General features: G+C 70.7%; 5 protein-coding genes. 4 read left to right on the forward strand and 1 reads right to left on the reverse strand.

What is annotated here, in order from left to right:
• The first annotated feature begins 203 nt into the window (after positions 1-203).
• From ACZ61E_RS19725 to serA, 4 genes are all read left to right on the forward strand, one after another.
• A complete protein-coding gene (locus ACZ61E_RS19725; protein WP_469701004.1) occupies positions 204-2,087 on the forward strand; it encodes an acetolactate synthase large subunit in 1,884 nt (627 codons plus the stop codon).
• Positions 2,088-2,122: 35 nt separating this feature from the next.
• Positions 2,123-2,650 carry an acetolactate synthase small subunit gene (gene ilvN, locus ACZ61E_RS19730; RefSeq protein ID WP_469701006.1) on the forward strand — a complete coding sequence of 176 codons (528 nt, stop codon included), beginning with the start codon at positions 2,123-2,125 and terminating at the stop codon, positions 2,648-2,650.
• Positions 2,651-2,814: 164 nt separating this feature from the next.
• On the forward strand, positions 2,815-3,816 hold the full coding sequence (ilvC, locus tag ACZ61E_RS19735) for a ketol-acid reductoisomerase (protein WP_164252899.1): 1,002 nt from the start codon (positions 2,815-2,817) through the stop codon (positions 3,814-3,816).
• 414 nt (positions 3,817-4,230) lie between these two features.
• Positions 4,231-5,835, forward strand: coding sequence for a phosphoglycerate dehydrogenase (gene serA / locus ACZ61E_RS19740; RefSeq protein WP_469701008.1), 1,605 nt, complete (start codon positions 4,231-4,233; stop codon positions 5,833-5,835).
• 102 nt (positions 5,836-5,937) lie between these two features.
• On the opposite strand, the gene ACZ61E_RS19745 is transcribed toward serA, so the two are convergent.
• Positions 5,938-7,191: an NAD(P)/FAD-dependent oxidoreductase gene (locus ACZ61E_RS19745; protein WP_469701009.1), complete on the reverse strand. Its 1,254-nt coding sequence runs from the start codon at positions 7,189-7,191 to the stop codon at positions 5,938-5,940.
• Positions 7,192-7,521: the final 330 nt, after the last annotated feature.

The raw sequence follows: 7,521 nt of genomic DNA on the forward strand, positions 1-7,521 counted from the left end.
GGCGCGTCGGAGGGAGGGTCAATGCCATGCGCACCCGAATTCTCGTACTTGGAAAGCGCGTCGGCTGAAGCAGTGCCCTTCATCGGCTCTGCAGACCGCACCGACGCGCTCCCCTCGCCTGCCTCCCGGCACGAGGGGTTTTTTGTTGTACCGGCACCGCCCAAACCCCCGCAAAAACCCTCAGCCTCGAGAAGAGAATGACGATGACCGAGCAGGCCACCGGGGCCCACCCGACGCCGCGCGCCCGTAACGGCGGACCCGCGTCCGCCACCGTTGAGCACGTCACGGGCGCGCAGTCCCTCATCCGCTCTCTCGAGGAAGTGGGAGCCGACACGGTATTCGGCATCCCCGGCGGCTGCATCCTCCCGGCCTACGACCCGATGATGGACTCCACCCGGCTCCGTCACATCCTGGTCCGCCACGAGCAGGGCGCCGGCCACGCGGCCACCGGCTACGCGCAGGCCACCGGCAAGGTCGGCGTCTGCATGGCCACCTCGGGCCCCGGCGCGACCAACCTGGTCACCCCGATCGCCGACGCGCACATGGACTCCGTGCCGCTCGTCGCGATCACCGGCCAGGTCGCCAGCAAGGCGATCGGCACGGACGCCTTCCAGGAGGCGGACATCTGCGGCATCACGATGCCGATCACCAAGCACAACTTCCTGATCACCAAGGCCGAGGACATCGCGCGCACCATCGCGGAGGCGTTCCACATCGCCGCCACGGGCCGCCCGGGACCCGTCCTCGTGGACATCGCCAAGGACGCCCTCCAGGCGAAGACCACCTTCAGCTGGCCGCCCGCCCAGGAGCTGCCCGGCTACCGGCCGGTCACCAAGCCGCACGCCAAGCAGATCCGCGAGGCCGCCAAGCTGATCACCCAGGCCAAGCGGCCGGTGCTGTACGTCGGCGGCGGCGTCATCAAGGCCGGGGCCACCGCCGAACTGCGCGTTCTCGCCGAACTGACCAACGCCCCCGTCACCACCACCCTGATGGCGCTGGGCGCGTTCCCCGACAGCCACCCGCTGCACGTGGGAATGCCGGGCATGCACGGTGCGGTCACCGCCGTCACCGCGTTGCAGAAGGCCGACCTGATCGTCGCCCTCGGAGCCCGCTTCGACGACCGCGTCACCGGCAAGCTGGACAGCTTCGCCCCGTACGCCAAGATCGTCCACGCCGACGTCGACCCGGCCGAGATCGGCAAGAACCGCGCCGCCGACGTGCCGATCGTGGGCGACGCCCGCGAGGTCCTCGCCGACCTCGTCCAGGCGGTCCAGGCCGAGCACACCGAGGGCAACGTCGGTGACTACAGCGCCTGGTGGCGCGACCTGAGCCGCTGGCGCGAGACGTACCCGCTCGGCTTCGACCAGCCGGCCGACGGCAGTCTCTCCCCGCAGCACGTCATCCAGCGCATCGGCCAGCTCGCCCCGGACGACACGATCTACACGGCGGGCGTCGGCCAGCACCAGATGTGGGCCGCCCACTTCATCGACTACGAGCAGCCCGCCACCTGGCTCAACTCCGGCGGCGCGGGCACGATGGGGTACGCCGTCCCGGCCGCGATGGGCGCCAAGGCCGGGCAGCCGGAGCGCACGGTGTGGGCGATCGACGGGGACGGCTGCTTCCAGATGACCAATCAGGAACTGGTCACCTGCGCCCTCAACAACATCCCCATCAAGGTCGCGATCATCAACAACGGGGCGCTGGGCATGGTCCGCCAGTGGCAGGCCCTCTTCTACAACCAGCGTTACTCCAACACCGTCCTGCACAGCGGGCCCGACGTGGCCGCCGGCGGCTCCTTCGAGGGCGCGGCCCCGGACGGCGCCAAGCCCAACGGCGGCACCCGGATCCCGGACTTCGTGAAGCTCTCCGAGGCCATGGGCTGCGTCGCGATGCGCTGCGAGTCCCCGGACGAGCTGGACGCCGTGATCGCCAAGGCCAACTCCATCAACGACCGCCCCGTGGTGGTCGACTTCATCGTCCACGAGGACGCCCAGGTCTGGCCGATGGTCGCCGCGGGCACCTCCAACGACGAGGTCCTGGCCGCCCGGGGTGTGCGCCCCGACTTCGGCGACGGCCTGGACGACTGAGCCGGATGCCGAGAGCGAGAGAAAGAACGACGAACATGTCTTCCAAGCACACCCTCTCCGTCCTGGTGGAGAACACCCCCGGCATCCTGGCCAGGATCGCCGCGCTGTTCTCCCGGCGCGGCTTCAACATCGACTCACTCGCGGTGGGTGTCACCGAGCACCCCGACATCTCCCGCATCACCATCGTGGTCAACGTCGACGACCTGCCGCTCGAACAGGTGACGAAGCAGCTCAACAAGCTGATCAACGTCCTGAAGATCGTCGAACTGGAGCCCGGCGCCGCGATCCAGCGGGAACTCGTCCTGGTGAAGGTCCGCGCCGACAACGAGACCCGCTCCCAGATCGTGGAGATCGTGCAGCTCTTCCGCGCCAAGACCGTGGACGTCTCGCCCGAGGCCGTCACCATCGAGGCCACCGGATCGAGTGACAAGCTCGACGCCATGCTGAAGATGCTGGAGCAGTTCGGCATCAAGGAGCTGGTCCAGTCCGGCACGATCGCCATAGGGCGCGGCGCGCGGTCCATCACCGACCGCAGCCTGCGGGCGCTGGACCGCAGCGCGTAGCCCCGCTCCGGCGGCGCTTCCGGGTCCGCCCGGAGGCGCCGCCATCGGAGCCGTACGGCACCCCGGTTCGTATGCCGAGACCGTGAGACTCCCTTTACCCGCTCCGCCGTACGGTGGGGCCCACCACCGCGACACCTCAGTTTGCACACCAAGGAGAAGACCCAGTGGCCGAGCTGTTCTACGACGACGATGCCGACCTGTCCATCATCCAGAGCCGCAAGGTCGCGGTCATCGGCTACGGCAGCCAGGGCCACGCCCACGCGCTGTCGCTCCGTGACTCGGGTGTCGACGTCCGGGTCGGCCTGCACGAGGGGTCCAAGTCCAGGGCGAAGGCCGAGGAGCAGGGCCTGCGCGTGGTGACGCCCGCCGCCGCCGCGGCCGAGGCCGACGTCATCATGATCCTGGTGCCGGACCCGATCCAGGGACAGGTCTACGAGGAGTCCATCAAGGACAACCTGAAGGACGGCGACGCGCTCTTCTTCGGACACGGCCTGAACATCCGCTTCGGCTTCATCAAGCCGCCCGCCGGTGTCGACGTCGCCATGGTCGCCCCCAAGGGACCGGGCCACCTCGTCCGCCGTCAGTACGAGGAGGGCCGCGGCGTGCCGTGTATCGCGGCCGTCGAGCAGGACGCCACCGGCAAGGGCTTCGAGCTGGCGCTGAGCTACGCGAAGGGCATCGGCGGCACGCGCGCCGGCGTCATCAAGACGACCTTCAGCGAGGAGACCGAGACCGACCTCTTCGGCGAGCAGGTCGTCCTCTGCGGCGGTACGTCCGCTCTGGTCAAGGCCGGGTTCGAGACGCTGGTCGAGGCCGGCTACCAGCCGGAGATCGCGTACTTCGAGTGCCTCCACGAGCTGAAGCTGATCGTGGACCTGATGTACGAGGGAGGCCTGGACAAGATGCGCTGGTCGGTCTCCGAGACCGCCGAGTGGGGCGACTACGTCACCGGCCCGCGGATCATCACGGACCAGACCAAGGCCGAGATGAAGAAGGTCCTCGCCGAGATCCAGGACGGCACGTTCGCCAAGAACTGGATGGACGAGTACCACGGCGGTCTGAAGAAGTACAACGAGTACAAGAAGGCCGACAGCGACTCGCTGCTGGAGAGCACGGGCCGCGAGCTGCGCAAGCTGATGAGCTGGGTCGACAACGACGACGCCTGAGGCGTGCGCGGGGGGGGGGGGGGGGGGGGGGGGGGGGGGAGGGGGGGGGGGGGGAGGGGGGACGGTGGCAGGGGGGGGGGGAAAGGGTGGACGGGGGGGTCGGGGTTGTCCCCCCCCCCCCCCCCCCCCCCCCCCCCCGGACCGGCCCGTAACGGCGGACCGTCGCCAGGGGTGCCGAAAGGGCGCCGGACGGCCGTCGGAAAGCGCTTGTGGCGGGGTCCGGCCACGTACGGGTGATCCGCCCGTCGAGGCGGGAAACCCCTGCCGCCGACACCACTACACTGCTGCATACATCCGCGTCAGGCCCACAATGTCGTGCGTCTTCCACGCGATCAGGCCCCGACCCGGGCCTGGCACCCTCCGCCGCCTGCGGCCGTCGGGACGGCCGTCCGCAATGGACCTGTGAGGACCCACGTGAGCTCGCGTTCCAACGAAAAGCCGGTTGTACTCATCGCCGAGGAGCTGTCGCCCGCCACTGTCGACGCCCTCGGCCCGGACTTCGAGATCAGGCACTGCAACGGTGCCGACCGCGCCGAACTGCTGCCCGCCATCGCCGACGTGGACGCGATCCTTGTCCGCTCCGCGACCAAGGTCGACGCCGAGGCCGTCGCCGCGGCGAAGAAGCTGAAGGTCGTCGCCCGCGCCGGCGTCGGGCTCGACAACGTCGACGTCTCGGCCGCCACCAAGGCCGGCGTCATGGTCGTCAACGCGCCCACCTCCAATATCGTCACCGCCGCCGAGCTGGCCTGCGGTCTGCTGGTCGCCACGGCGCGCAACATCCCGCAGGCCAACACCGCCCTGAAGAACGGCGAGTGGAAGCGCAGCAAGTACACGGGCGTCGAGCTGAGCGAGAAGACGCTCGGCGTCGTCGGTCTCGGCCGCATCGGCGTCCTGGTCGCGCAGCGCATGTCGGCGTTCGGGATGAAGATCGTCGCGTACGACCCCTACGTGCAGCCCGCGCGAGCCGCGCAGATGGGCGTCAAGCTGCTCTCCCTGGACGAGCTGCTCGAGGTGTCGGACTTCATCACCGTGCACCTGCCGAAGACCCCCGAGACGCTGGGCCTGATCGGGGACGAGGCGCTGCACAAGGTCAAGCCGACGGTGCGGATCGTCAACGCCGCGCGCGGCGGGATCGTGGACGAGGAGGCGCTGGCCTCCGCGCTCAAGGAGGGCCGTGTCGCGGGCGCCGGTCTGGACGTCTACGCGAAGGAGCCCTGCACGGACTCCCCGCTCTTCCAGTTCGACCAGGTCGTCTGCACCCCGCACCTCGGCGCCTCCACGGACGAGGCGCAGGAGAAGGCGGGCGTGTCGGTCGCCAGGTCGGTGCGCCTCGCGCTCGCCGGTGAGCTGGTGCCCGACGCGGTCAACGTCCAGGGAGGGGTCATCGCCGAGGACGTACGCCCGGGTCTGCCGCTCGCCGAGAAGCTGGGCCGGATCTTCACCGCGCTGGCGGGCGAGGTCGCCGTACGCCTCGATGTCGAGGTCTACGGCGAGATCACGCAGCACGATGTGAAGGTGCTCGAACTCTCCGCGCTGAAGGGCGTGTTCGAGGATGTCGTCGACGAGACGGTGTCGTATGTGAACGCGCCGCTGTTCGCGCAGGAGCGCGGTGTGGAGGTACGTCTCACGACGTCGAGCGAGTCGCCCGACCACCGCAACGTGGTCACCGTGCGGGGCACGCTCTCGGGCGGCGAGGACGTGTCGGTCTCCGGCACGCTCGCAGGCCCGAAGCACCTCCAGAAGATCGTCGCCATCGGTGAGTACGACGTCGACGTGTCCCTGGCCGACCACATGGTCGTCCTGCGGTACGAGGACCGTCCGGGTGTCGTCGGCACCGTCGGCCGGATCCTCGGCGAGGCGGGGCTGAACATCGCGGGGATGCAGGTCTCGCGTGCGGAGGAGGGCGGCGAGGCGCTGGTCGTCCTGTCCGTCGACGACAACGTGCCCCCGGCGGTGCTGGCCGAGATCTCCGCCGAGATCGGCGCCAACTCGGCGCGCTCGGTGGATCTGACCGACTGATCCGCCGCGTCTGAGCAGCGGTGCGCACGGCGAGGGGGCCGGGACAATCTCCCGGGCCCCTCGCCGCGTCGGCGCCGCCGGGGGAGGGGCGCCGTCGTCGGATCAGCCGGCGGTCCTTCCGGCGCGCGCGAGAAGGTCCGTCAGGGGCACGTCGCTGTCGGCGAGTTCGTCCGCGTCCACCGCCCGGCCGGAGGTGACGAGGTCACGGATCGGATCGGTGACGTCCCAGACGTTGACGTTCATCCCGGCCAGCACACGACCCCCGGCGAGCCAGAAGGCGATGAACTCCCGTGTGTCCGTGGAACCGCGGAAGACGACCCGGTCGTAGGAGCCGGGTTCGGCGTATCCGGTGTACTCCATGCCCAGGTCGTACTGATCGGTGAAGAAGTACGGGACGCGGTCGTACGCCGCGTCCCGGCCGAGCATCGTCCTCGCCGCGGTCCGGGGCTGGTTGAGCGCGTTGGCCCAGTGCTCGACGCGGATGTGCCTGCCCAGCGACGGGTGGAAGGCGTTGGCGACGTCTCCCGCGGCGTGGATGTCCGGCTCGGAGGTGCGCAGGTGGGCGTCGACGCGGATGCCGTTGTCGACCTCCAGGCCGGCCGCCGCGGCGAGTCGGGTGTTGGGGGTGATGCCGACGCCGACGATCACCGCGTCGGTGTCGAGGCGGCTTCCGTCGGCCAGCAGTACACCCGTCGCCCGGCCGGCCGTGCCGGTGATCTCCGCGACCTCGACGCCGCAGCGCAGTTCGACCCCGTGATCGGTGTGCAGCCGGGCGAAGACCCGGGCGGCTTCCGGGCCCAGCACCTGGAGCAGCGGGAGTTCGGCCGACTCCAGGACCGTGACCTCGAGCCCGGCCTCCCGGGCGGCGGCGGCCGTCTCCAGACCGATCCAGCCCGCACCGATCACCACGACGCGCGACGCGGATGAGAACGTCTCCTTGATGCGGTCGCTGTCGGCGAACCGGCGCAGCTGGAGCACCCCTTCGAGGTCGGCCCCCGGCAGCGGCAGCCGGCGGGGCGACGAGCCGGTGGTCAGCAGCAGCTTCGCGTAGCCGACGCGACCGCCGTCGGAGAGCGTGACCTCGTGGGCGGCCGGGTCGATCGCGGTGACCGTGGTGCCCAGCCGCAGATCGACGTCGTGCTCCGCGTACCACCCGGAAGGGTGCACGAAGGCCGTCTCGCGTTCGTCCTTGCCCCGCAGATAGCCCTTGGAGAGCGGCGGCCGTTCGTAGGGGCGCTCGCTCTCCTCGCCGAGCAGTGCGATCGGGCCGTCGAAGCCCTCCTCACGGAGGGCCTCCGCTGCCTTCGCTCCGGCCAGGCCGGCTCCGACGATCACGAATGCTGGATTGGCGGCCATGCTCTCTCCTCTGCTGCGTCGGCTGCCCGCAGGTCGATGGTGGCGCGCTCGGCGATCCGGTCCCTGTGGGCGGCGCGCGCGGCCAGGTCATCGTCGTGCATGGCGGTGGGCCGGGGGCGGTTGGTCCGTTCACCGGTGTGTCCGATCGCGTGTGTCCGATCGCGGTGACGGGGGACGAGCGGCGGTGATCGGTGCGGGGTGCGGGGTGCGGCTGCGGGCGGGGGGGGGGGGGGGGGGGGGGGGGGGGGGGGGGGGGGGGGGGGGGGGGGGGGGGGGGGGGGGGGGGGGGGGGGAGGGGGGGGGGAGGGGAGGGGGGGGGGGGGGGGTACG

This window comes from Streptomyces sp. NPDC104581, from assembly GCF_055583685.1.

Excerpts from the sequence above, each read along its gene's own strand:
- ACZ61E_RS19725 (WP_469701004.1), top strand. The coding sequence starts at position 204 with ATGACCGAGCAGGCCACCGGGGCCCACCCGACGCCGCGCGCCCGTAAC.
- ilvN (WP_469701006.1), top strand. The coding sequence starts at position 2,123 with ATGTCTTCCAAGCACACCCTCTCCGTCCTGGTGGAGAACACCCCCGGC.
- ACZ61E_RS19745 (WP_469701009.1), bottom strand. The coding sequence starts at position 7,191 with ATGGCCGCCAATCCAGCATTCGTGATCGTCGGAGCCGGCCTGGCCGGA.